This window comes from Hymenobacter bucti (assembly GCF_042681145.1).
GTDB classification, from domain to species: Bacteria; Bacteroidota; Bacteroidia; order Cytophagales; family Hymenobacteraceae; genus Hymenobacter; species Hymenobacter bucti.
In genome coordinates this window covers 53711-78185 of record NZ_JBHUFD010000018.1, presented here as the reverse complement: position 1 = coordinate 78185, position 24475 = coordinate 53711, and the positions used below count along the sequence as shown (strand labels likewise).

The window sequence follows — 24475 nt, the reverse complement described above, 5'->3', positions numbered from 1 at the left end:
TAATTGCTGACTGATAATTGACTCTAGTGTTCTGCCCACTCGATAGTGCTGAGGTCAACGCCTTCTTTATGCATTTCCCAAAGCGGCGACATTTCGCGGAGCTTGGTGACGGCCTCTTTTACGTGGCCAATGGCGTACTCGATTTGCTCGTCGGTGGTGAATCGGCTCAGACCGAAACGCAGGCTGCTGTGGGCTAGGTCATCGCTGAGGCCTAGGGCTTTGAGCACGTAGCTAGGCTCCAGGCTGGCGCTGGTGCAGGCCGAGCCGGAGGACACGGCCAGGTCTTTTACGCCCATCATCAAGCCTTCGCCTTCTACATATTTGAAGCTGATGTTGGTAACGTGGGGCAGGCGGTGCTCTACCGAGCCATTCACGTAGCTTTCTTCCAAGGGCAGCAAAGACTGCTCTAGGTGGTCGCGCAGCTTGCTGAGGCGCTCGGCATCAGCGGTCATTTCGAGGCGGGCTAGCTCACAGGCTTTGCCGAAACCTACGATGCCAGGTACGTTGAGCGTACCTGAACGCATGCCGCGCTCGTGGCCGCCGCCGTCCATTTGGGCAGTCACTTTCACCCGGGGGTTCTTGCGACGCACGTAGAGCGCGCCCACGCCTTTGGGACCGTACATTTTGTGGGCCGTGAAGGCCATAATGTCAATGCCATCGGCCAGCACGTCCACCGGAATCTTACCTACGGCCTGCGTGCCATCGGTCATGAACAGCGCGCCGTGCTTGTGAGCAATGGCGGCAATTTCGCGGATGGGCTGGATGGTGCCCGTCTCGTTGTTGCCGTACATGATGGTCACCAGAATGGTTTCGGGCGTCATGGCGGCTTCTAGCTCTTCAAGGCTGATGAGGCCCTTATCGTTTACGGGCAGGTAAGTAACCTTGCCGCCGAGCTTCTCGATGTGCTTACAAGTATCGAGCACGGCTTTGTGCTCGGTGGTAGTGGTGATGACGTGGTTGCCGCGCTGGCTGTACATCTCAAACACCCCTTTGATGCCCAAGTTGTCGCCCTCGGTAGCACCGCTGGTGAAGATAATCTCCTTCGGGTCACAGTTGATGAGCTGGGCAATCTGGTTGCGGGCGTAGTCCACGCCTTCTTCGGCGGCCCAGCCAAACGGGTGGTTGCGCGAAGCGGCATTACCAAACACGTCGGTGAGGTAGGGCATCATGGCCTCCAGCACGCGCGGGTCGAGCGGCGTGGTGGCGTTGTTGTCCAGATAGATAGGTAGCTTAAGCATGGCGCTGGGCTGGATTTATCGAGTAAAAGCTAACGTTAGGTGTAGGCTGTTTATGAAACAGAATTTTGGCCTAAACAGTTTTTCTTAGGCTACAAAAATAGCTTAATAATGCGCAACTGTGGTCGGGCTTGCCGCAGCCTGCACCAGCGCCCTCCTAAATTCGCGTTTTACCCGCCTGCCTTCATGCTCACCAACCTTGAACACCTAGGCCTGGCCGTGCGCGACTTGTCCGCCGCCACTGCCCTTTATACCCGCCTGCTGGGCCTGCCGCCCTACAAAACCGAGCACGTAACCAGCGAGGCCGTCGACACGGTTTTTTTCCAGGTCGGTGGCTCCAAAATCGAGCTACTAGCCGGCACCAGCCCCGAAAGCGCCATCACGAAATTCTTGGAGAAGAAGCCCGAGGGCATTCATCACGTCGCATTCGAAGTCGATAACATCGTAGCCGAAATGGCGCGCTTGCGTGCCGAAGGCTTCATTCTATTAAATGATGAACCTAAGCGCGGCGCCGACAACAAGCTGGTGTGCTTCGTGCACCCTAGGAGCGCGGGCGGCGTGCTAGTCGAGCTGTGCCAGACCGCAGATTTAACTGATTTAACGGATGGCGCAGATACGCCCGCTGAAGCGGGCTGACTATGCTACGGCGCCATATTTGCGGCTCCTCCGTAAACGAGGAGCTGGTGGCGTAGTTGTTGCCGGCAGCTAGCTTCCGAATTGGCTCACCGCTGTGTGCCGCGGCTCTTTTTGCTTACTTCGTTCTTACTATGTCCACCAATTTCTTTCGCCAAGAAGTCGATTCCGCCGTTGATATTCTGCTCGCGCAGCAGGTTATTCTCTACCCCACCGATACCGTGTGGGGCCTGGGCTGCGATGCCGAAGTGCCCCGCGCCGTCGAAAAAATATACAAGCTGAAGGGCCGCGCCGAAGACAAGCCCAGCATTGTGCTGGTGGCCGACCTCGCCATGCTGGCCCGCTACACCACCGAAATACCCGCCGAGCTGGAAGCCGCCATCGCCGCCCAAACGCGCCCCACCACCTACCTGCTGCCCGCCAGCCGCGCCCTGGCGCCGGGCCTGGTTGCGCCCGATGGCACGGTGGGCCTGCGCATTGTGCAAGACGAGTTTTGCCACAAAGTAGTGCTCCGCCTAGGTCATGGTTTAGTGTCAACCTCAGCCAACAAGAGCGGCGAGCCCACGCCCGCCGTGTACGCCGAAGTAGACCCGGCTATCGTGCGCGGCGTCGACCACGTGGTGAGCTGGCGGCAGGACGACGCTACCCGCGTGGCCCCGTCGCGGGTAGTGCGCCTGGGGCCGGGCGGCGCCTTGGAAGTGGTACGCGAGTAGTGTACCGTGGACCCTTCGGGTGCGCGAGTGGTCAGGCTTGCCTAGGCCGATGAACCCGCTCCACTCGCGGACCCGCAGGGTCCACGGTACAATCGGGCGTAATTTTGCGCCCATGACCACGCCCACGCTGCCCGACCTGCCCATCTTCCGTACCATTGCCGACGCGGCCCACGAGCTGGGCCAGCCGGCCTACGTTATTGGGGGCTACGTGCGCGATTTGGCCCTGCGCCGGGGCAGCAAGGACATCGACGTGGTGACGGTGGGCGACGGCATTCAGCTGGCGCAGGCCGTAGGGCGCCGGCTGCCGGGCCGGGGGCGCGTCACGGTGTTCAAGAATTTCGGCACGGCCATGCTGCCCACCGAGGAGGCCGGTGAAATCGAGTTTGTGGGCGCCCGCAAGGAAAGCTACCGCGCCGAGAGCCGCAAGCCCGAGGTCGAGGCCGGCACGCTCGAAGACGACCTGGCCCGCCGCGACTTCACTATCAACGCCCTCGGGCTGAGCCTGAACGCCGAGGACTTTGGCGCGCTCGTAGACCGCTACGGTGGGATGAAGGACCTGGCTGCCAAGACCATCCGCACGCCCCTAGGTCCCGATATCACGTTCTCCGACGACCCGCTGCGCATGATGCGGGCCATCCGCTTTGCCTCACAGCTCAACTTTGATATCGAGCCCGATACTTACGACGCTATTTCCCGCAATAAGGAGCGCATCAAAATCGTGTCGCAAGAGCGCATCACGATAGAGTTGAACAAGATAATCGAGTCGCCGGTGCCGAGCTACGGCTTCAAGCTGCTGTTTCAGACGGGCTTGCTCCAGCTCATCTTCCCGAAGATGGCGCTGCTGCACGGCGTAGAAAAAGTGGGCCAGCATGCCCACAAAGACAACTTCTACCACACCCTGCAAGTGCTCGACAACGTAGCCGCCGCCGGCGGTGACCTGTGGCTGCGCTGGGCGGCCGTGCTGCACGACATTGCCAAGCCCGCCACCAAGCGCCTCGACCCCAAAATCGGCTGGACCTTCCACGGCCACGAGGACAAGGGCGCCCGCTGGGTACCCGGCATTTTCACCGACCTCAAGCTTCCCCTGGGTGAGGAAATGCGCATGGTGCAGAAGCTGGTACGCCTGCACCTGCGCCCCATCGCGCTAAGCAAGGAAATCGTAACCGACTCGGCCGTGCGCCGCCTGCTCTTCGAAGCCGGCGACGACATCGACCGCCTGATGCTGCTCTGCCGCGCCGATATTACCAGCAAGGACCACCAGCGCAAGGCCCGCTATCTCCACAATTTCGACATTGTGGAGGAGAAGCTGCGCGAAATTGAGGCCAAGGACCACCTGCGCAATTTCAAGCCCGTTATCACCGGCGAGGTCATCATGGAAACCTTCGGCCTCAAGCCCTCGCGCCAGGTCGGCGAGCTGAAAGAAGCCGTGCTCGAAGCTATTCTGGACGGCGAAGTGCCCAACGAGTGGGAGCCCGCCTACGCGCTGCTGCTAGCCCGCGGCGCGGCCCTAGGGCTCACGCCGGCGCAGTAGCGCGGACTGAAAGCCCGCGCTACGCCATCTTAATCCAATATCCTTGTGCTGGCATACCTAGGTAGCCAGCCCCGCCGGCCGGCCGCAAGAACCCTACCGGCCGCGCCTAATTTTGCCCCATGCCCGCCCCTACCCCACTCGCCGAGTTATTCCAGCAGTTTGATAAGCTTCACGTTCTCATCGTGGGCGATGTCATGGTCGATGCCTACGTGTGGGGCCGGGCCAACCGCCTCTCGCCCGAGGCGCCGGTGCCGGTCGTGAACGTGGAGCGCACCGAGCAGCGCCTAGGGGGCGCCGCCAACGTGGCCCTCAACGTGCAGGCGCTGGGCGCCACGCCGCTGCTGTGCTCGGTGGTGGGCGATGACCTAGGCGGCGACCAGCTGCTGGGGTTGCTGCACACCCACCACTTGCCCGCCGATGGCATCGTGCGCAGCGCCCACCGCCCCACCACCTTCAAGCAGCGCATTCTGGCCCACGGCCAGCAGCTGCTGCGCATCGATTCGGAGGTCGAAACCAACCTCAACGCCGAGGAAGCCGCGCAGCTACTCAGCGCCTTCGACGACCTGCTGCCCCGCGCCGACGTGGTTATTTTTGAAGACTACGATAAGGGCGTGCTTAGCGAAACCATTATCAACCAGTGCATTGCCCGCGCCCGCGAGCGCGGCGTGCCCACGGTGGTGGACCCCAAGAAGAAGAACTTTCTGGCCTACCGCCACTGCACGCTGTTCAAGCCAAATCTGAAGGAGCTGCGCGAAGGCCTCAAGCTGGAATTTGGCACGCCCGACGTAGACCGCCCCGGCTTTGAGGCCGCCGTGGCGCGCCTACGCGAGCTGCTAACGCCCGAAATTGTGCTGGTAACGCTGTCCGAGCACGGTGTATTCACCCAGCAAGGCGAGGAGAAGACCTACCTGCCGGCCCACCTGCGCACCATTTCCGACGTGTCGGGCGCGGGCGATACGGTTATTAGCATCGCGGCGTGCTGCGTGGCGCTGGGCCAACCGGCCGCCTTCACGGCCGCCCTGGCCAACCTAGGCGGCGGCCTGGTGTGCGAGCAAGTGGGCGTGGTGCCGATAGAAAAGCAGCGGCTGCTGGCCGAAGCAGCAAAACTCAGCCTGTAACGCAAACCGGAAAGCTCGCGTCACGCCAGGCTCTTTATCACCCGCGCCGGGTTGCCCACAGCCAGCGAATAGGCCGGAATATCCTTCGTCACGACCGCGCCCGCGCCGATGACGCAGCCCGCCCCAATCGTGATGCCGGGGCACACGATGGCGCCGCCCCCAAACCAGCAGTCGTCGCCGATGGTGATGGGCTGGGCCAGCTCCAGGGTGCGGCGCACTACCGCGTCGAGCGGGTGCGTAGCGGCGTAGAGCTGCACGCCGGGCCCGAACAGTACGTTGGAGCCGATAGTAATGCGCGCCGCGTCGAGCACCACGCAGTTGACGTTGAAGTACACGTTGGCGCCGCAGTGAATGTGGCTGCCATAGTCGCAGTGGAAGGGCGGCTCGACCCACAGGTTGGCGCCGGCGTGGGGCAGTAGCTCGGCCAGGATGCCGCGGGCCGCGTCGCCCACCACGTACTCGGTCACGTTGAGGCGGTGCAGTAGGCGCTTGGCACGGGTACGGGCGGCCACCAATGCAGGGTCAAAAGCGGCGTAGAGCTCGCCGGCCAGCATCTTTTCTTCTTCGCTGCGCATACTGGCGTGGGAAAAGCCTAGGGTCGGGAAAACTGCGCTACCAGCCACAACACGGCCAGCAGCACTATTGGCGTGGTGATGATGGCCGCCATCGCGGTGGCAATGACTATTACCGCTTCCGACGTAAAAAGCCGCCGGAACAGCCGCCGCCACAGCAGGAAAAGCCCGCCGGAGATAACTATCGATAGTATGTAAAAGCCAATGCTACTCGGTTGTATCAGTTCCATTTTAGGCCTAGGCTTTTTTCAAAAATTCGGTTTTGAGCACCATCGTGCTGCCGCCCGCGCGGCCCTCCACCTCGGCCGGCGAGCTGGTGAGGCGAATATTCTTCACCAGCGTACCCCGCTTCAGCGTCTGCGACGAGCCTTTCACCTTGAGGTCTTTAATGAGCGTCACCGCGTCGCCTTCGGCGAGAGCAGTGCCGTTGCTATCTTTCACGTCCATACGGATGAAATTTATTCAATCATCTGGTCTAAAACTATTTACCATTGTCATACTGAACAAAGTGAAGCATCTTGGTCAGTTCGTTGGAGTACTAATCCTAACGCGGCCCTAAGCAAGATGCTTCGCTGCGCTCAGCATGACAGTAGTAGATACTAGTCCACAGATTTACGGCTCTACCCCTGCCACACCTTCACCGTTTCCACGAATACCTTCACGTTGTCGGGGTTGGTATCGGGGTACACGCCGTGGCCTAGGTTGGCGATGTGGGGGCCGCCCGCAAACTCGGCCAGCATGGCCTGGGTGGCGGCGCGCACCTGGTCGGGGGTGCCGTAGAGGGCGCAGGGGTCGAGGTTGCCTTGCAGGGTTTTGCCGGGGGCCTGCTGACGCACTTGGGCCGGCGACTGGTTCCAGTCGAGCCCAATGGTGCGGCAGGGCGAGTGGGCGAAGTCTTCCACGGCCCACCACGCGCCCTTGGCAAATACCGTAACGGGCACCAGCGGCGCCAGCGCCGCGCTGATGCGGTTAATGTAGGCGGTCGAAAACTCGGCGTAGTGCGCGGGCGGCAAGATGCCGGCCCACGAGTCGAACACCTGCACGAGGTCGGCCCCGGCCGCCACCTGCGCTTGCAGGTAGGCAATGGTCGTGACCGTGATTTTCTCCAGCAGCTGGTGCGCCAGGGCGGGCTCCTGGTAGAGCATTCGGCGGGCTTTGCTGAAGGTTTTGGAGCCGTGGCCCTCCACCATGTAGGCCAAGATGGTCCAGGGTGCGCCCGCGAAGCCGATGAGCGGCACCCGGCCACCCAGCTCGCGCTTGGTGATGCGCAGGGCTTCGAGCACGTAGCCTAGGTGCTCCTCTGGGTTGGCCACGCGCAGCTTCTCCACATCGGCGGCGTTTTTCACCACCTCGGGAAAGAGCGGGCCTTTGGCCTCAATCATCTCGTAGGTGAGGCCCATGGCCTCGGGCACCACCAGGATGTCGGAGAAAATAATGGCGGCGTCCACGCCAAGCGCATCGACGGGCTGAATGGTGACTTCGGCGGCCAGTTCCGGGGTTTCGACCAGCTCCTTGAAGCCCGAGAGGCGGCCGCGCAGCGCGCGATACTGGGGCAGGATGCGGCCGGCTTGGCGCATGAGCCACACGGGCGTGCGCTCGGTGGTTTCGCCCTTAGCGGCGCGGAGGAGGATATCGTTTTGTAGCATAGAGTGGCCGCAAAAGTACGGCCGCCCCGCCGCCTACCGGCTCAGGCCCGGAAATAACGCTCCCACGGCCGTGGCCAGAAAGTTGACCCCAATCGCCAGCGTGATAAACCCCATGATGCGGGCTAGCGCTGCCATGCCCGGCCGCCCCAGCAGCCGCGTGAGCCGCAGCGACGATAATAAGACAATAAAGCTGGCCAGCGCCACCAGCCCAAAGCCCAGCAGGGTCATGCCCTTGTCGTAGTACGTGGGCCGAATGAGGCCGATGCAAATAGCCATCGAGCCCGGCCCCGAGAGCATGGGCATGGCCAGCGGCGTAAAGCTGATGTCGTCCTTAGTCTTACTTTCTTCGAGGGCGGCCGGCCCCACGCGGTCGCGGTTGGCACCCGGCGTGAGTAGCTCAAAGGCCGAGCGCATGAGCAGAATGCCGCCCGCAATGCGCAGGTGCTGGATACTGATACCAAAGAAATTCAAAATATACTGCCCGCCTAGGTAGGCCACGCTCAGGATGCCCACCATATAGAGGCAGGCCCGCAGCGCCGTCTGCATCCGGTCCGCTGGGCTGTCGTCGGTGGTGAGCGTAAGGAAAACGGGCATCGCCCCGAAGGGATTGACCACCGAGAAAATGGTGGTGAAGGTGGCAATCAGAACTTCCATGCCGCAAAGGTAGTGGAACCCGCAGAGGGTTAATGGAAGGTAACTACGCCCTTAGCAGTAGAATGCAAAATCAAATTGCTTTCCTTATTCCCATTCCCAACTCTTCCATCCATCGCCTATTTACCTACTCACTTTCGCTCTATTGCTATTTTCGCTCTATTGCTATTACTACCTTTACGCGCGTGACTGATATTTATTTGGTTCTTCGCGGCCTAGGGCTGGGCCTAGGCGGGGTGGGCGTGCTCGTGACGCTGCTGCCGCTACTGCGCCAAACGGCGTGGTGGGTGCGCGTTTTTGATTTTCCGCGCCTGCAAATTGTGGCGGGGCTAGTGCTAAGCCTGGCGCTGCTACAAGCCCCAGGCACGGCGCTGGCCTGGCTGCCCGTGCACCTGCCCACCGTGCTGGTGCTGGCCGCCATTGCGTACCAGGGCAAGCGCGTTTGGCCCTACACGCCGCTGCACCGCAAGCAGGTGTACGACGCCCAGCGGCCGGCCACCGACATGGCCAACCACCTCAGCCTGCTCGTAACTAACGTGCTGATGTACAACCGCGATGCGTCGCGCTGCCTAGGCGTCATTCGCCAGTATAATCCTGACATCGTGCTGGCCGTTGAAACCGACGATTGGTGGCTGAGCCAGCTGGCGCTGCTAGCGAAAGACTACCCGCACACCTGCCACGCGCCGCTACCCAACACCTACGGCATGCTGGTTTTTTCGCGGCTGCCACTGCGCGCAAAGGAGATTCAGTACATTCTCGACCCCGACATCCCGTCTTTTCATGGCCGGGTAGAGCTGCCGAATGGCGTGCCAGTGGCGCTGCACTTTGTGCACCCCAAGCCGCCCGCTCCCAAGGAGTCGAAAACCAGCACCCGCCGCGATGCCGAGCTGCTGCTGGTGGGCCGCGCCATTCAGCACCACGACGGGCCCACCATCGTGGCCGGCGACCTCAACGACGTGGCGTGGTCGCACACCTCTGAGCTGTTTCGGCGCCTGGCCCGGCTGCTCGACCCTAGGGTGGGCCGCGGGCTGCTGCCCACTTTCCATGCCGATTATAAGCTGCTGCGCTGGCCCCTGGACCACGTGTTTCATTCGGCGCACTTCCGCTTACAGCACTTGGAGCGCCTGCCGCACATCGGCTCCGACCACTACCCCATCTACATCCGCCTCAGCTACGAGCCCCAGGGCTGGCAAGACCAGGAGCTGGAACTGGAAGCGCCCGACGCGGCCGACCGCCTCGAAGCCCGCGAGAAAATTCAGGAGGCCGCTACCGAGCCGCTCGACTAGATTGGCGCGGTGCCAGCCTGGGCACTGTTTCACATAACTAAAGCTCGCCCCAACTACCGAAGGTAACCTTCTACGGCCGGAGCGAGCTGCTAACGAGGGGGATAATTGTTAGCAGGTTAGTTATTCTTGGCGGCAACTCTCGCCGTGGCCGCTTCCTCGTAGGCCAGGGTGGTGTGGGCGAGCGGGGTACTGAGGTGGCCTTTGAGGGTGCGCAGCACTGGCCGCACTTGCAGCGTGACGCGCTGACGGCGCAGGTCGCCAAAACCCAGGGCAAAATTGCGCAGCGCGGGCAGGGCGTCTTCGCCCAAAAACTTGTAGGTATTAAACTCAAAGGTGAGCGGCACCCGCACCGAATCACCGGCGGGCACGTTCACGGCCGCCGCCTGCCGCCCCGTACCGAGGGCCCGGCCATCGAGCAGCACCGTGTACGCCACCCCCGTAATGGCGGCCGGGGCGGAGCTAGGGTTGTAGGCGTTGAGCTGCAGGCGCACGCGCAGCGGCAGCTGCTTGCTCACGTAGCCCGCAATAATCTGGTTGCGGCGCGGCAGGTCCATGTCGGCTGGCTCGCGCAAAGCCAACACGTTGAGGCCGTTGAGCGACGCTTCTTCTACAGCGCGCACCCGAAACTCGGGGGCGCGGTGCGCCAGTGCTCCCGGGCTGGCTTCGTGCAGCGCACAGCTGGCCAGCGAGGCCACGCTGCCCCCTAGGAGCAGCGCGTGCGCAAATCGAAACGAAAACCGAATAGCACTAATCATAAAATAAGCTGGTGAGCTTCTTAACTCAGCTCTAAGCCTATGCAAACTAACCAGGTAGCAATCGCCTTATTCCGGCCATTTAGCCGAACCGTAAGCCGGACCCGCCGAACGGCGTTTCTAACAGTCTAAAAGCCGCGTGGCCCATCCGTGCGGCTAGCGCGGCAGCGCGGCCGGCACCATCACCATGGGCTCCGAGTAGCGGTTGGCCTGGCTCACGTGGCTGCGGGGCGAACGCAGCAGGGGCCGCACGCGCACGGATAGCCGCTGGCGGCGGGGGTCACCGAAGCCCAGGGCAAAATTGCGCAGCGCGGGCATGGCATCCTCACCCAAAAACTTGTAGGTATTAAACTCAAAGGCGAGCGGCACCTGCACCGAGTCGCCGGCGGACAGCGATAACTCCGAAAGCAGGCGGCTGGTACCGAGCGGCCGGCCATCGAGCAGTACCGAATAATCGAGGCCCGTGAGCACTACCGTTTCTAAGCCCGGATTGTAGGCGTTGAGCTGCAGGCGCACGCGCAGCGGCAGCTGCTTGTTCACGTAGCCCGCAATAATCTGGTTGCGACGGGGCAGGTCTAGGTCGGCGGGCTCGCGCAGCGGCAGCACGTTGAGGCCATTTAGCGAGGCTTCTTCCACAGTACGCACCCGAAACTCGGGCGCCCGGCTAGGTCCCTTTTCCTGGCGGGTTTCGCGCATAGTGCAGCTAGCGCCCAGCAGCAGCCCCAGGCAGGATAGTGCAGCAGCATGGGATAGTAAAAAAGCAGTCTTCATAGGAGAGAGAGGTACGTAGCTAGGTCGCTACTCGGTTGGCGCCCGGTAAGGTCTCAAAAGCCCTGGGCATCCCAAATGACTACTATTTTCAGGCGTAGACAAGAAGCTTAGCACAAACTATACCGTTGCTTACCGTTTAGCCTACAAAATTATCATTTATTCTTCGAATATATACAAATCTCACCATACTTTAACGCAAAAAGGCCGGGAGCGCAAGCTCCCGGCCTTTCAAACAACTTAATAAAAATAACGGCTAGTCAGGGGCTTCAGCCCCGTATCTGCGCAATCCGTTAAATCCGCTAAATCTGCGGTTTATTTACCGTCTACTTCTTCGTAGTCGACATCGGTTACGTGGTCGCCGGCCGGCTGGCCTTGGCCACCCTGGCCGCCATCGGCGCCGGGGAAGCCTTGGCCGCCGGGCTCACCGCCCTGGGCACCCGCTGCCGCGTACATTTCCTGCGAAGCTGCTTCCCAAGCCTTGTTCAGCGCGGCTACGCCGGCTTCGATGGCACCTAGGTCCTTGCTTTCGTGGGCTTTCTTGAGGTCAGCGAGGGCGCCTTCCACAGCGGTTTTGTTGCCGCCGCTCAGCTTGTCACCAAACTCCTTGAGCTGCTTCTCGGTCTGGAAAATGAGCGAATCAGCGTCGTTCACTTTCTTGATGCGGTCGGCTTCGGCTTTGTCGGCTTCGGCGTTGGCGGTGGCCTCGTTGCGCATCCGCTCGATGTCGGCGTCGGACAGGCCCGAGCTGGCTTCGATGCGGATTTTCTGCTCCTTACCGGTGCCCTTGTCCTTGGCCGTTACGTTGAGGATACCGTTGGCGTCGATGTCAAAAATCACTTCAATCTGCGGTACGCCGCGGGGCGCGGGCGGAATGCTGTCGAGGTGAAATTTACCAATCGTGCGGTTCTGCGAAGCCAGCGGGCGCTCGCCTTGCAGCACGTGGATTTCTACCGAAGGCTGCGAATCCGAAGCCGTCGAGAAAGTCTCCGATTTCTTGGTCGGGATGGTCGTGTTCGACTCAATAAGCTTGGTCATCACGCCGCCCATCGTTTCGATGCCCAGCGAGAGCGGAGTTACGTCGAGCAACAGCACGTCTTTCACCTCGCCGGTGAGCACACCGCCCTGAATGGCCGCGCCGATGGCCACTACTTCGTCGGGGTTCACGCCTTTCGAAGGCTTCTTGCCGAAGAACTTTTCTACCTCTTCCTGGATGCGCGGAATGCGGGTCGAGCCACCCACCAGAATCACTTCATCGACTTGCGAAGCGCTCAAGCCAGCGTCTTGCAGCGCCTTTTTGCAGGGCTCCATCGAGCGGCGCACGAGTTCGTCGCTCAGCTGCTCAAATTTGGCGCGGCTCAGCTTCACTACCAAATGCTTGGGGCCCGAGGCGGTAGCCGTGATGTAAGGCAGGTTGATTTCGGTTTCGTTCGAGCTCGAAAGCTCAATCTTAGCCTTCTCGGCAGCTTCCTTGAGGCGCTGAAGGGCCAGCGGATCTTTGCGGAGGTCGAGGTTTTCGTTGTCGCTGGCGAACTGGTCAGCCAGGAAGTTGATGATAACCTGGTCGAAGTCATCACCGCCGAGGTGGGTGTCGCCGTTGGTGCTCAGCACTTCAAATACGCCATCACCCAGTTCGAGGATGGAAATATCGAACGTACCGCCGCCTAGGTCATACACGGCAATCTTCTGGTCTTTGTGCTGCTTATCAAGGCCGTAGGCCAAGGCTGCCGCCGTGGGCTCGTTGATGATGCGCTTGATGTCGAGGCCCGCAATGGCGCCGGCTTCCTTAGTAGCCTGGCGCTGAGCGTCGTTGAAGTAAGCGGGTACCGTAACTACGGCTTCGGTTACGGTGGTACCTAGGAAATCCTCGGCCGTCTGCTTCATCTTCTGAAGCACCATGGCCGAAATCTCCTGCGGCGAGTAGTTGCGGTCGCCGATTTTCACGGCTACCGTGTTATTGGAGCCGGGCACTACGTCGTAGGCCACGTATTTGCTTTCATTGCTCACCTCGTTGAAGTGGCGGCCCATGAAGCGCTTGATGCTAGCGATGGTGTTAGTGGGGTTGGTAACGGCCTGGCGTTTAGCCGGGTCACCTACCTTGCGCTCGCCCTTGCCGTTGTCGAGAAACGCGACAATCGACGGCGTGGTGCGCCGGCCTTCCGAGTTGGGAATTACAACTGGCTCGCCGTTTTCCATTACCGCGACGCACGAGTTGGTGGTGCCCAAGTCAATACCGATGATTTTGCCCATGATTAAGGTGGGTGCTAAAGTTTAAAAAGGATGAGGTGTCTGGTTGGAGAGGACAGCTACGCGGCCGTCGAGAGCCCTAGTACAAGCCGCGTACCAGCCCCTTATTTCTGCCACTTTGGCGGGGCAGCCGACCCTATTCTGCCAGGGCGGCAAGCTTGGCGCCGGGCAGCGGGCCTAGGTCTGCCTTCTTAGCAGGTGCAGCACGTAGGCCACCATATTCGCAACGGCATAGTTTGCTCGCCAAAGGTTCAGGTATTATTCCGTTACTTTACTGCACAACCTACTTACTCACCCACTTCAATCTCAGTTTATTATGAAACCTCTACTCCTGGCCGCGCTGGCGGCCCTTACCCTGGCCACGGCCTGCAAGAAGGACAACGACGCTACCACCCCGGCTCCCCTGCAAGTAACGGGCACTTTCAGCGGCGCCAACGAGGTACCGGCCGTGACGACCAGCGCCACTGGCAACGTGAACGGTACTTACAGCAAAACCACCAAAATACTGAGCTACACAGTCACATATGCGGGCCTCACGCCCACGATGGGCCACTTCCACACCGGGGCGCCCGGCGCGACGGGGCCGGTGGTTATCACATTTCCCTACCTAGCCTACTCGCCCATCACCGGCTCGACGCTGCTGAGCCAGGCGCAGGAAGACGCCCTGCTGGCCGGCAACATGTACGCCAACCTGCACACCGCCACCAACACAGGTGGCGAGATACGCGCCAACGTGGTAGCCAAGTAAGCCCTGCCGCTACTGCCACTCACCGAGCCGGCCGCTACCCAGCGGCCGGCTCTTTGCATATAAAGCAGCTGCCGCACTTTTTATCGGAAAAATGCAAAAAAATAGAAAAACAATATAGCGACCCAACTAGCTATGAGACAATACCTTTGCAGCGCTTTATCAGCTACCATTTATTCATTCCTAAATTTATTTTTTATTGTGAAGAAAATTCTCCTTTCCGCCCTCACCGGCCTAGTACTGCTCAGCGCCTGCAAAAAAGACAACGAAGCAACACCCACCATGCAGGTTTCGGGCGCGTTGAACGGTAGCAACCAGGTACCCGCCGTGACGGCCTCAGGCTCGGGCTCCGTTTCGGGCACCTATACGCCCAGCTCTAAGGTACTGAACTATACCGTTACCTACGCCGGTCTCACGGGTGCGCCCACCGGCGCCCACCTGCACTTCGGTGATGCCAAGCACAAAACGGCCGCGCCCACTGTCCCATTTTCGAACCTGCCCACTACCACCAGCGGCACTTTTAGCGGTACCGTTACGCTGAACGCCATGCAGGCCGATTCGCTGACTGCGGGCCGCATCTACGCCAACATTCACACCGCTACCAATGGCGACGGCGAGCTGCGCGCCAACCTGACGGTTAAGTAAAGCTGCCTATTACTTGCTCCTTCGAGCCCGTCGCTGTTGCAGCGGCGGGCTCGTTTTGGTTGGCGTCGGCCAGCTGGGCAGCAACTTTACTGACCTAGGACGCATCTTTGGCAGCACGAATATTTTCTCGTTTGCTTCCTTTAATGAAATACGCTTTTCTAGCCGCGTTACCGGGCTGCCTGCTGCTCGCCGCAGTAGCCCAGGCGCAGGCTCCCGCTACGCCGCCCGCCGCCCCTAGCTCGCCCTACCGCGCCTCGGCCACCAAAATCAACGACCTGGTGCACACCAAGCTGGCCGTGCGCTTCGACTACGCCAAGCGCTACCTCTACGGCCAGGAATGGGTGACGCTGAAGCCCCACGGCTACGCCACCGACTCGCTGCGCCTCGATGCCAAAGGCATGGACATCAAGACGGTGGCCCTGATGAACGGTAGCACCCAGCAGCCCCTCAAGTACGACTATTCAGACCAGGCCAACCTGCGCATCAACCTAGGGAAGCTCTTTAAGCCGGGCGAGCAGTACATCGTGTACATCGAGTACACGGCCAAGCCCGACGAGCTAAAGGTGCAGGGCTCGGCCGCCATTACCGATGCCAAAGGCCTGTATTTCGTGAACCCCGACAGCACGGTGAAGGGCAAGCCCGTGCAGGTCTGGACGCAGGGCGAGACGGAAGGCTCGTCGGCCTGGTTTCCGACCATCGACCGGCCCAACCAGAAGACGACCGAGGAAATTGCCATGACCGTGCCGGCCAAGTACGTGACGCTCAGCAACGGCCGCCTCGTGAGCCAGACGCCCGCCGGCCCCGGCCTGCGCACCGACACCTGGAAAATGGATGACCCGCACGCGCCCTACCTGTTTATGATGGCCGTCGGCGACTTCAAAATCTACAAGGATACCTGGCGCGGCAAGGAAGTAAACTACTACCTAGAGCCCAAGTACGCCCCCTTTGCCAAGCAGATTTTTGGCAACACGCCCGACATGATGGAATTTTACTCCAAGCGCTTGGGGGTAGAATACCCGTGGAATAAGTACGCCCAAATCGTGGCCCGAGACTACGTGAGCGGGGCCATGGAAAACACCACCGCCACGCTGCACGGCGAGCAGGTGCAAATGACCGATAAGGAGCTGATAGACCGCGAGTACAGCAGCGAATCGGTGATTGCACACGAGCTGTTTCACCAGTGGTTTGGCGACTACGTGACCGCCGAATCGTGGTCGAACCTGACCGTGAACGAGTCGATGGCTGACTTCTCGGAAGGCCTCTACGCGGAGTACAAATACGGCCAGGACGCCGCCGACGCCCACAACTACCGCTACGCGCAGCGCTACCTAGGCAGCAAACGCGACGTGACTAAGAACCTGGTGCGCTTTCATTATGACAGCCAGGAGGATATGTTTGACCTCGTGACGTACCAGAAGGGCGGCGCCATCGTGCAGATGCTGCGCACCTACCTCGGCGACGACGTATTCTTCGCGGGCTTGCAGAAGTACTTGCAAGACAATAAGTTCGGCAACGGTGAAGCTCACCAGATGCGCCTGGCCATGGAGGCGGTGTCGGGCAAGGACCTGAACTGGTTCTACAACCAATGGTACTACGGCGCGGGCCACCCCGTGGTGAGCATCGACTACGCCTGGGACGCGGCCGCCAAAAAGCAGTCCGTAACCGTGAAGCAGACGCAGCCGGGCCAGCCCTTTCAGCTACCGTTTACCATTGATTATTACGTCAATGGCAAGCCCGTGCACCAGCAGGTAACGATGACCGAGGCCACCCAGACTTTCACCATGCCCCTGGCCGCCAAGCCCAACCTCGTGAATGTGGACGCTGATAAAACCCTACTCTGGCAAAAAACCGACTCCAAGCCGCTGGCCGAGGTAGCCTACCAGTACAAGTATGCCCCGCGCTTCGTGGACCGCGCCGAGGCCCTCACGGCCGCCCTGGCTCAGCAAACCACCAGCCCCGCCGCTCGCGCCGTGGTAATGGCCACCCTCCAGGACAAGTTTTACCAGCTGCGCATAGCCGCGGCCGAAGGCCTGAAGCTTGACAATAAGGACGTGGCCAAAGCCGCTACGCCCACGCTTCGCAAGCTGGCCACCACCGAGAAGGAGCCGCACGCACTGGCGGCCATGCTCAATGCCCTAGGTCAGCTAAAAGACAAAAAAGACGAGAAGCTAGTAGCCAATGAGTTGGCCGGCAACCCTTCGGCGACGGTGCAGGGCGCGGCCCTGCGGGCCCTGGGTAGCATCAACCCCAGCCAGGCCCTGGCTAAGGCCAAGGCCTACGAGGTTGATGCGCCGGGGGCGCTTACCTCGGCCATGCTCAGCGTGTATGCCCAGCAGGGCGGCTCGGCGCAGTGGGCATTCATCCGCGACCGCTTCGACGCGGCTACCGGCCAGAGTAAGTTTCGCTACATCGGGCCGATGACCCAGGTCCTCGGCCGCCTTGACGACCCCAAAGCCTTTTCGGAAGACATAACCCGCCTGCAGCAGCTGGCCACGACCCCGCAGCTCAAAGCCTACGGCATTGACAAAGCAATGGTAAGCGCCCTGCAAAAAGGCGCCGAAGCTCAAAAAGGCAAGCCCAACGCCGCCCAAAATCAAGCCACGGCCGAGGCTGCTATCCAAGCTATTCAGGCAGCTAAATAGGCTGTAATATGGCCTCTGCGAGTCGGCTCGCACGCTGCATACTGGTGCTCCTCAAAGGCGCGAACTCAATTGGGTTCGCGCCTTTTTTGGTAGTGAGCCAAGCCAAGCGCCGCCCTACGTTGAACTATCCCGCCAGGTTTCGCGTCGGCAGTAGTCTATGCGCAAGACCACTCCGCTGGTACTGGCCGCCCTGCTCGCAGGCCGCCTCACCCCCGCCCTGGCCCAGAATACTCCCGACGAAAACAATCCGAATTTCGACGCTCCTTTCGTCCAACACATACGCCCCGACCGCCCTGGCCAAACCATTACGGCGGGCGTGCTGCGGGCGGGCGAGTTTCAACTCGAAACCGGCTTGCAGCGCTACGCGCCCGCTACCTGCGCGGGCCTCACCGGCAGCAGTACTACGCTGCGCATCGGCTTCTTTAACAGCATGGAGTTTCGGCTATCGCAGCCCTACCTGTTCGGTAAGCCGGGCGCCACGCTAGTGGGCGGCGAAACGCCCGGCCTGCGCCCCGACTCGGTGGGCTGGGCGCCGGTAACAGTGGGGGTAAAGCTCATGCTAACGCCCGACCGCGCCAGCCGCTTTCAGGCGTCGCTGCTCGTAGAGGCCGCGCTTCCAAATACCGGCAGCGCGGGCCTGCGCCAACCTAAGATTGCGCCCGGCGGGCGCATTTTGCTCAGCCAGCAGCTCGGCCGCCGCGCCGCGCTGGAGGGTAACTTTGGGTTCACCCAATACGGCCTGACCGCCGCCGACGTATTGCGCGGGCAGTATCTGGGGTCGCTGGCGCTCACCGCGCCCATCACCAACAATGCCGGCTATTTTGTGGAAGGCTACGGCCGCGGCCGCGAGCAGCTCACCACTGGTGCCACCGCCGGCCTCTACTACCGGCCCTGGACGGGCCTGCGCCTTGACGCTACCCTAGGCCGCGTGCTCGGTGGCTTGGGCGCGGGCGCTACTACTGTGGGCGTGGGCTTAGGGCTACGCCTGGGCAATAATCGCCATTGAGTTATCGCGCGTTACTTTGCAGTCCGATTACAACCTGGAGAACAATAAATGACAATCTAACTGACCTATAACGAATACGTTGTAGGTCAGTTTTTTTTGAGTCTCTACCACTAGTTTCCTTTGCAATGCGCGCTTCCCTCCTTTTCCTTCTCTCCGCAGTAGCTGGCGTGGGCTGCCAGTCGCCGCCCACCACCAGCACCGGCAACCCCACGGCCGCCAGCCGTCCACCGGCCCCAGCCGCCTCGCTATTCGAAACCCGCTGGGTGTTGCGCCAGGTTGGCACCCAAGCCATCACGGTGCCCGAAGGCGGCCAGGAGCCTTACTTATTGCTCCGCCGCACCGGCGCCGCCGAAGGCCAGGGCAGCTGCAATCGCTTCCGCAGCACCGCCGCCACCGACAGCACCAGCCACCTCATTTTCACGCCCGTACTGAGCACGCGCATGGCCTGCCCGGCAATTGCTACTGAGCAGGCTTTCACGCAGGTGTTGGCCGCCGCGCACTCCTACCGCATCAGCGGTGATACGCTCCGTTTGTACGCGCCCACAGAGCCCGATGCTGCCCCACTGGCCCGGCTAGAGGCGGTGTATTTACGCTAATTCTAGCAGTAGCGCGGACTTACTGTCTGCGAGTAGTAAGTCCTATTGGCTTCAACTACTCGCGGACTGCAAGGCTGCGCTACTACTGCATTACTTTGCCCACGGCAGGCGCTCGCGGGTGGCGTGCAAGCGTTTGGTAAGCACGCTCAAACCTGGGTTGTGCACGCTCCCTAGGTGCGTGGTGGCAAACTCCTTGTGCGGTACGTAGCTGCCATTGTCCACGGCCTGCCCCACTTGCTTATACGCATCGCGGAACGGCACGCCGCTTTGAATTAGTTGATTGATGTTTTCCACCGAAAATATCGCGTCGTATTTCGGCTGATTAATAACGCCCGGCACCACTTTTAATTCGGGCACCGCGAAAAGCAGAATATCCAGAATATCGGCAAACTGCACCATCGGCCGAAACAGGATTTCTTTCAAAATCTGGAAGTCGCGGTGGTAGCCGCTCGGCAAATTATTTATCGTCAGAATAATATCGGTGGGTAGCGCTTGCAGCCGGTTGCAGTGCGCGCGCACCAGCTCAAATACATCGGGGTTTTTTTTGTGCGGCATGATGCTGGAGCCCGTCGTAAACTCCTTGGGCAGCAGCACAAACCCTAGGTCCTGGCTATTGTACAGCACCAAGTCATACGCCAGTTTGCTGAGCGTGCCCGCCACGCCCGCAATGGCGAAGGCCAGCGTTTTTTCGGTCTTGCCGCGCAGCATCTGCGCGCCCACCGCGCTCACTGCCACGTGAGCAAAACCCATCTCCCGCGTCGTTTGCTCGCGGTCGATACCGAAGCTGCTGCCGAAGCCCGCCCCCGACCCTAGGGGGTTGCGGTCGGCCACGGTGTGCGCCGCTTCCAGCAAGCTCATATCCAGCAATAAATGCTCGGCATACGCCCCAAACCACAGCCCGAAGCTACTCGGCATGGCGGCTTGAAAATGCGTGTAGCCCGGCAGTAAGTTGTCTTTATATTTTTCTCCTTGCCGCAATAATACGTCGGCTAACTCCAGAATTTTCGCGCCGATTTTCTCGCAATAATCCTTGATAAATAATTGAATCGCGGTCAGAACCTGGTCGTTGCGCGAGCGCGCCACGTGAATCTTTTTGCCCGCGTCACCGAATTTATCGGTCAGATAATATTCGATTTTGGAATGCACGTCTTCAAATTCCGAATCAATTACAAACGTGCCGTTTTCAACCTGCGCCAGCAGCTCATCCAGGCCCGTCAGCAACTGCGTTTCTTCTGCCTGGGAAATCATTCCAATGCTGGCCAGCATTTTGGCTTGCGCCTTGGAAGCCAGCATATCGAAGGGTGCCAGATACATATCCAGCTCCCGGTCTTGCCCCACGGTGAATTTTTCGATTTTATCGTTAACCGAAAAGCCTTTTTCCCAGATTTTCATAAGACAGGTTGTAGAGACGCATCCTTGCGTCTCAGCGTTAAGCGAGCTGAACAACGACAAGACGCAAGGATGCGTCTCTACCCCGCTCGCAATTCAAAATCAGTCAATAATTCAATATAATCCGCAATTCCGCTGCGGATTTCACTCAGCAAAATATACTCGTCCGGCGCGTGCGAACGGGCGCTGTCGCCCGGCCCCATTTTCAACGTTGGAAACCGCATCAGCGCCTGGTCCGACAGGGTTGGCGAGCCATACGTGGTCTTACCCATCGCTACCGCCTTCCGCACAACTGGGTGTTCCAAACTCAATCCTGATGACTGCAGATGCGTCGAGCGCGGCTTGATTTCGGCCTGCACGTTGGCCCGGATTATTGCCAGGATTTTCTCGTTCGTGTAGCACTCCGTGGGACGTACGTCCACCACGTAGCGGCACTCGTCGGGCACTACATTATGCTGCGTACCAGCGCTGATTTGCGTCACCGTCATTTTCACCGGCCCGAGCATTTCCGACAAGTTCGGAAACTGATAGGTACGCAGCCAATTAATATCATCGAGCGCTTTATAAAGCGCGTTATCGCCTTCATCACGAGCGGCGTGGCCGGTGCGGCCCCGCGCCACACCATCGAGCACTAGCAAGCCTTTTTCGGCGATGGCCGCGTTCATGCCAGTTGGCTCGCCCACGATACCTAGGTCAATTTCACCTAATTCGGGCAAGATGCTTTTGACGCCGTTTGCCCCCGAAATTTCCTCCTCCGCCGTGATGGCGCAAATTAAATTAAAGGCCGTGGGCCAGTCGTGGAAATACCGGAATACCGCCAACAAGCTCACCGCCGACGCGCCCGCGTCGTTGCTACCCAGGCCGGTTAATTTATCACCTTCCACCGTCGCGCCAAAGGGCGGATACGTCCACGCCACGCCCGGCTTCACGGTGTCGTGGTGCGAGTTGAGCAATAGCGTAGGTTTCGTATCGTCCCACGTGCGGCTCACGGCCCACACGTTGTTATTTCGCCGCTGCGCCGGAATACCGTGCCGCGTCAGAAACTGTTCCAAAATATCGGCCGTACCGGCTTCTTCACGGGAGAACGAGGGCGTTTTAATTAATTCAATTAATAACGCGATGGACTCGTCGCTCAGCTGCTTAATTAATTCAGACATAGCACCGTGCGCAAGTCCGAATTAATGTGCAGCGCGTGCCCGATAATTACCCGGCTCACGCCTTGGTTGAGCGCGGCAAACGCATTCTCCAATTTCGGCAACATCCCGTCGGCAATGATGCCCTGCTGCTTCAACTCGATGTACGTTTCCGAATTGATTTCCCGAATCACGGATTGGTCGTTGGCCACGTCGCGCAGCACGCCGTTTTTCTCGAAGCAGTAATGCAGCGTCACGGCGTAGAACTCGGCCAGCGCTACGGCCACGGCCGAGGCGATAGTATCGGCGTTGGTATTTAGCAATTGGCCCTGCCCGTCGTGAATAATGGGGCACAGCACCGGCAGCAGGCCGGAAGTTAGCAATTGTTGCAGCAGATTTTTATTAATGCTCGCGGGCGTTAAGTCACCGACGAAGCCGTAATCAATATCCTTTACCGGCCGCTTAATTCCGCGGATTACGTTGCCGTCGGCCCCGCTCAAACCCAGCGCATTCGTGCCCAGCTTTTGCAGCTCGGCCACTACTTGCTTGTTGGTTTTACCGGCGTAAAACATCGTCACGATGTCGAGCGTAGCGGCGTCGGTCACGCGGCGGCCGTTGATGAGCTGCGGCGTGAGGCCGAGTTCGCGCATCATGGTGCTGGCGCCTTTGCCGCCGCCGTGCACCAGGATTTTGGGGCCGCTGGTGGCCGCCAGTAATTCGAGGAATCGGGTTAGCTCGGCGGCATCGTCGATAATGCCGCCGCCGATTTTGTAGATGGTAAGCTCCGGCTTGTTCATAATTTGTTTATCGCTGGCGCTGGCCCCGCCGCGAAAAAAAACGCTCAGTCTATTGCGGGCAAAAGTAGGAACTTTTACCTTTGTGGCTCCATTATGGCCCTTGGTTTGCTAGCGTATCGTGCTAGCCCACGGCTGCTTCCCGCAATGACTCACCTGGTTCGCACCAATTTTCTGCTTTCCCCCACGGCCCGCTCGGGCTCGGAAAGCGTGCGCCCGCTGGTTTGCGCGTTGCTGCGACGACCCTAGCCGGCTTCAACTGCCGGATGCTGGCCCCTAGGTCAGCCTTTTCGCGGGCTACTCGTATCTATACAAGTAGAGAGCCCCACCGCTTAACCGATAGATTTCGGGTTTTCTGCCGCTAACTCGCTGGGTGCGAGGGCCGGTTAACTACGTCTCCTCTCTTAGGTTATCCCTTTTAACATCATGACAATTCGGGTTGCAACGGCCGCAGACGCGCACTACGCGGACCTGCTGTGCCAGTGGTACATCGAGTCGGCCAAGCAGCGGGGCACGGGCATCGCTAAGCGCGAGCCGGAATATGTACGCGAAAAAATGCGCCAGGGCAACTCCGTTATCGCCTTCGTCGACGGCGAGCTGGCCGGCTTTTGCTACATCGAAACCTTCGAGAGCGGCAAGTTCGTGGCCAATTCGGGCCTCGTGGTCAACACCGCACTGCGCAAGCACGGCCTGGGCCGCGCCATCAAGCGCGAGGTATTCCGCCTGTCGCGCACCAAGTACCCGGAAGCCAAGATTTTCGGCATCACCACCAGCCTGGCGGTAATGAAAATCAACAGCGACCTGGGCTACGAGCCGGTTACGTTCTCGGAGCTGACCACGAGCGAAGACTTCTGGAAAGGCTGCAAGAGCTGCAAAAACTTCGGCATCCTGATGGAGAACGAGCGCAAAATGTGCCTCTGCACCGGTATGCTGTTCGACAAGCTGGACGCGCCCCTACCCGCCGTGGAAGAGTCGGCAATAGCCGACAATATGCGGCTGCCCATCGTGACGCAGCAATAAATAACGAATCCGTAACCTAGGCGGCCGCACCCGGCGCGGCAGGCTTGGTTACTATTCGACACTCAGGCAACAAGCTCAACTTTTGATTTTTTACTAAGCGGAGTTCATCCCTTCGTTTTACCGTTTGCAATGAAGAAAAAGGCAATTGTAGCGTACAGCGGCGGCCTCGACACGTCGTACTGCGTGGTGAACCTCTCGCGGGAGCACGACCTCGAAATTCACACCGTCATCGTGAATTCGGGCGGTTTTTCGGCCGAGGAATTGGTGTCCATCGAAAAGCGCGCCTACGAGCTAGGCTCGGTAAAGCATGAGGTAATCGACATTACGGAGCGCTACTACCACGATTGCCTGCGCTACCTGCTGTTTGGCAACGTGTTGAAGAACGACACCTACCCGCTGAGCGTGAGCGCCGAGCGCATGTTTCAGGCGCTCGCTATTGCCGAGTATGCAAAGCGCGAAAACGCCGAGTTCATCGTGCACGGCAGCACCGGCGCCGGCAACGACCAAGTGCGTTTCGACGTGGCCTTCGCCGTAATCGCGCCTGATGTCGAAATCATCACCCCCATCCGCGACCAGAAGCTGTCGCGCCACCAGGAAATCGAGTACCTGCAAAGCCAGGGCTTCGAGATGAGCTGGGAAAAGGCCAAATACTCCATCAACCGGGGTATTTGGGGCACCAGCGTGGGCGGCGTTGAAACGCTGACTTCGCGCCAGGCTTTACCCGAGAGCGCCTACCCCACCCAGCTTTCCAAAACCGAGCCCAGTCAGCTGGAAATCACCTTCAAAAAAGGCGAGCCAGTAGCACTGAATGGCGAAAAAATGGGGGCCGTGGCACTCATCCAAAAGCTCAATGAAATAGCTGGTGCCTACGCCATCGGCCGCGACACGCACGTGGGCGACACCATCTTGGGTATCAAAGGCCGCGTAGGTTTCGAGGCACCGGCGGCGCTGCTACTCATCAAGGCGCACCACCTGCTGGAGAAGCACACGCTCTCGCGCTGGCAGCAGCTCAACAAAGAGTCGATTGCGACCTGGTACGGCACGCTGCTGCACGAGGCGCAATACCTCGACCCGGTGATGCGCGACTTTGAAGCCTTCCTGGCCTCGTCGCAGGAGCGGGTGACGGGCACGGTGTTCGTGGAACTGCGGCCTTATCACTTCGAGTTGCTCGGCATCGAGTCGAAGTACGACATGATGCAGTCGAAAGTAGCGACGTATGGCGAGGAGAATAACGCCTGGGATTCGCGTGACGCGCGCGGGTTTATCAAGATTTTTGGCAATCAGCTGAAGATTCACGCTAGCCTCAACGACTAACCTCACCCCCTAGCCCCCTCTTCAAAAAAGAGGGGGAAC

At 60.0% G+C, this 24475-nt stretch carries 24 protein-coding genes; 12 read left to right on the top strand and 12 right to left on the bottom strand.

What is annotated here, in order from left to right; genetic code table 11:
• Positions 1–23 precede the first annotated feature (23 nt).
• Positions 24–1238 (bottom strand): IscS subfamily cysteine desulfurase, encoded by a 1215-nt coding sequence (locus tag ACFSDX_RS19470; protein WP_382316598.1) that lies wholly within the window; start codon positions 1236–1238, stop codon positions 24–26.
• 183 nt (positions 1239–1421) lie between these two features.
• Between ACFSDX_RS19470 and mce the strand changes: the two genes are divergently transcribed.
• The 4 genes from mce to ACFSDX_RS19450 all read left to right on the top strand — a co-directional run bounded on the left by mce (position 1422) and on the right by ACFSDX_RS19450 (position 5230).
• Positions 1422–1871 carry a methylmalonyl-CoA epimerase gene (gene mce, locus ACFSDX_RS19465; RefSeq protein WP_382316596.1) on the top strand — a complete coding sequence of 150 codons (450 nt, stop codon included), beginning with the start codon at positions 1422–1424 and terminating at the stop codon, positions 1869–1871.
• 131 nt (positions 1872–2002) lie between these two features.
• The gene (locus ACFSDX_RS19460) at positions 2003–2581 is read left to right on the top strand and encodes an L-threonylcarbamoyladenylate synthase (RefSeq protein ID WP_382316594.1); all 579 of its coding nucleotides are present in this window, start codon (positions 2003–2005) and stop codon (positions 2579–2581) included.
• A 112-nt stretch (positions 2582–2693) separates the two neighbouring features.
• Positions 2694–4112: a CCA tRNA nucleotidyltransferase gene (locus ACFSDX_RS19455; RefSeq protein WP_382316592.1), complete on the top strand. Its 1419-nt coding sequence runs from the start codon at positions 2694–2696 to the stop codon at positions 4110–4112.
• Between the two features lie 119 nt (positions 4113–4231).
• Positions 4232–5230 carry a bifunctional heptose 7-phosphate kinase/heptose 1-phosphate adenyltransferase gene (locus ACFSDX_RS19450; protein ID WP_382316590.1) on the top strand — a complete coding sequence of 333 codons (999 nt, stop codon included), beginning with the start codon at positions 4232–4234 and terminating at the stop codon, positions 5228–5230.
• A 20-nt stretch (positions 5231–5250) separates the two neighbouring features.
• Here the strand turns inward: ACFSDX_RS19450 and ACFSDX_RS19445 are convergent, their stop codons facing one another.
• The 5 genes from ACFSDX_RS19445 to ACFSDX_RS19425 all read right to left on the bottom strand — a co-directional run bounded on the left by ACFSDX_RS19445 (position 5251) and on the right by ACFSDX_RS19425 (position 8102).
• Complete coding sequence (locus tag ACFSDX_RS19445; protein WP_382316588.1) at positions 5251–5805, bottom strand: sugar O-acetyltransferase; 555 nt, start codon at positions 5803–5805, stop codon at positions 5251–5253.
• A gap of 17 nt (positions 5806–5822) precedes the next feature.
• Complete coding sequence (locus ACFSDX_RS19440) at positions 5823–6032, bottom strand: hypothetical protein (protein ID WP_382316586.1); 210 nt, start codon at positions 6030–6032, stop codon at positions 5823–5825.
• Between the two features lie 7 nt (positions 6033–6039).
• Positions 6040–6249 (bottom strand): alkylphosphonate utilization protein, encoded by a 210-nt coding sequence (locus tag ACFSDX_RS19435; RefSeq protein ID WP_382316584.1) that lies wholly within the window; start codon positions 6247–6249, stop codon positions 6040–6042.
• A gap of 173 nt (positions 6250–6422) precedes the next feature.
• Positions 6423–7448 (bottom strand): uroporphyrinogen decarboxylase, encoded by a 1026-nt coding sequence (hemE, locus tag ACFSDX_RS19430; RefSeq protein ID WP_382316582.1) that lies wholly within the window; start codon positions 7446–7448, stop codon positions 6423–6425.
• A gap of 33 nt (positions 7449–7481) precedes the next feature.
• Positions 7482–8102 carry a MarC family protein gene (locus tag ACFSDX_RS19425; RefSeq protein ID WP_382316580.1) on the bottom strand — a complete coding sequence of 207 codons (621 nt, stop codon included), beginning with the start codon at positions 8100–8102 and terminating at the stop codon, positions 7482–7484.
• A gap of 182 nt (positions 8103–8284) precedes the next feature.
• On the opposite strand from ACFSDX_RS19425, the gene ACFSDX_RS19420 reads away from it, so the two are divergent.
• Positions 8285–9385, top strand: coding sequence for an endonuclease/exonuclease/phosphatase family protein (locus tag ACFSDX_RS19420; RefSeq protein ID WP_382316578.1), 1101 nt, complete (start codon positions 8285–8287; stop codon positions 9383–9385).
• Positions 9386–9501: 116 nt separating this feature from the next.
• Here ACFSDX_RS19420 and ACFSDX_RS19415 read toward each other — a convergent pair whose 3' ends face one another.
• The 3 genes from ACFSDX_RS19415 to dnaK form a co-directional block, all read right to left on the bottom strand.
• Positions 9502–10140: an LEA type 2 family protein gene (locus tag ACFSDX_RS19415; protein WP_382316576.1), complete on the bottom strand. Its 639-nt coding sequence runs from the start codon at positions 10138–10140 to the stop codon at positions 9502–9504.
• A 153-nt stretch (positions 10141–10293) separates the two neighbouring features.
• Positions 10294–10908 (bottom strand): hypothetical protein, encoded by a 615-nt coding sequence (locus ACFSDX_RS19410; protein ID WP_382316574.1) that lies wholly within the window; start codon positions 10906–10908, stop codon positions 10294–10296.
• Positions 10909–11220: 312 nt separating this feature from the next.
• Entirely contained in the window at positions 11221–13155 is a 1935-nt protein-coding gene (gene dnaK / locus ACFSDX_RS19405) for a molecular chaperone DnaK (RefSeq protein ID WP_382316572.1), read from the bottom strand.
• 313 nt (positions 13156–13468) lie between these two features.
• On the opposite strand from dnaK, the gene ACFSDX_RS19400 reads away from it, so the two are divergent.
• The 5 genes from ACFSDX_RS19400 (at position 13469) to ACFSDX_RS19380 (ending at position 18786) form a co-directional block, all read left to right on the top strand.
• Positions 13469–13900, top strand: a complete 432-nt coding sequence (locus ACFSDX_RS19400) for a CHRD domain-containing protein (protein ID WP_382316570.1) — start codon at positions 13469–13471, stop codon at positions 13898–13900.
• A 198-nt stretch (positions 13901–14098) separates the two neighbouring features.
• Positions 14099–14542: a CHRD domain-containing protein gene (locus ACFSDX_RS19395; RefSeq protein ID WP_382316568.1), complete on the top strand. Its 444-nt coding sequence runs from the start codon at positions 14099–14101 to the stop codon at positions 14540–14542.
• A gap of 143 nt (positions 14543–14685) precedes the next feature.
• The gene (locus ACFSDX_RS19390; protein ID WP_382316567.1) at positions 14686–17184 is read left to right on the top strand and encodes a M1 family aminopeptidase; all 2499 of its coding nucleotides are present in this window, start codon (positions 14686–14688) and stop codon (positions 17182–17184) included.
• Positions 17185–17341: 157 nt separating this feature from the next.
• The gene (locus ACFSDX_RS19385) at positions 17342–18190 is read left to right on the top strand and encodes a transporter (RefSeq protein WP_382316565.1); all 849 of its coding nucleotides are present in this window, start codon (positions 17342–17344) and stop codon (positions 18188–18190) included.
• Positions 18191–18315: 125 nt separating this feature from the next.
• On the top strand, positions 18316–18786 hold the full coding sequence (locus ACFSDX_RS19380) for an META domain-containing protein (RefSeq protein WP_382316563.1): 471 nt from the start codon (positions 18316–18318) through the stop codon (positions 18784–18786).
• A 90-nt stretch (positions 18787–18876) separates the two neighbouring features.
• Here the strand turns inward: ACFSDX_RS19380 and argH are convergent, their stop codons facing one another.
• The 3 genes from argH to argB form a co-directional block, all read right to left on the bottom strand.
• Positions 18877–20178: an argininosuccinate lyase gene (argH, locus tag ACFSDX_RS19375; protein WP_382316561.1), complete on the bottom strand. Its 1302-nt coding sequence runs from the start codon at positions 20176–20178 to the stop codon at positions 18877–18879.
• A 77-nt stretch (positions 20179–20255) separates the two neighbouring features.
• On the bottom strand, positions 20256–21332 hold the full coding sequence (locus ACFSDX_RS19370) for a M20 family metallo-hydrolase (RefSeq protein ID WP_382316559.1): 1077 nt from the start codon (positions 21330–21332) through the stop codon (positions 20256–20258).
• Positions 21320–22105, bottom strand: coding sequence for an acetylglutamate kinase (gene argB, locus ACFSDX_RS19365; protein WP_382316557.1), 786 nt, complete (start codon positions 22103–22105; stop codon positions 21320–21322). Before argB ends, ACFSDX_RS19370 begins: the two co-directional genes overlap by 13 nt.
• A gap of 423 nt (positions 22106–22528) precedes the next feature.
• Here argB and ACFSDX_RS19360 point away from each other — a divergent pair, with 423 nt between their 5' ends.
• Positions 22529–23122, top strand: a complete 594-nt coding sequence (locus ACFSDX_RS19360; protein ID WP_382316555.1) for a GNAT family N-acetyltransferase — start codon at positions 22529–22531, stop codon at positions 23120–23122.
• A gap of 129 nt (positions 23123–23251) precedes the next feature.
• Entirely contained in the window at positions 23252–24436 is a 1185-nt protein-coding gene (argG, locus tag ACFSDX_RS19355) for an argininosuccinate synthase (RefSeq protein ID WP_382316553.1), read from the top strand.
• Positions 24437–24475: the final 39 nt, after the last annotated feature.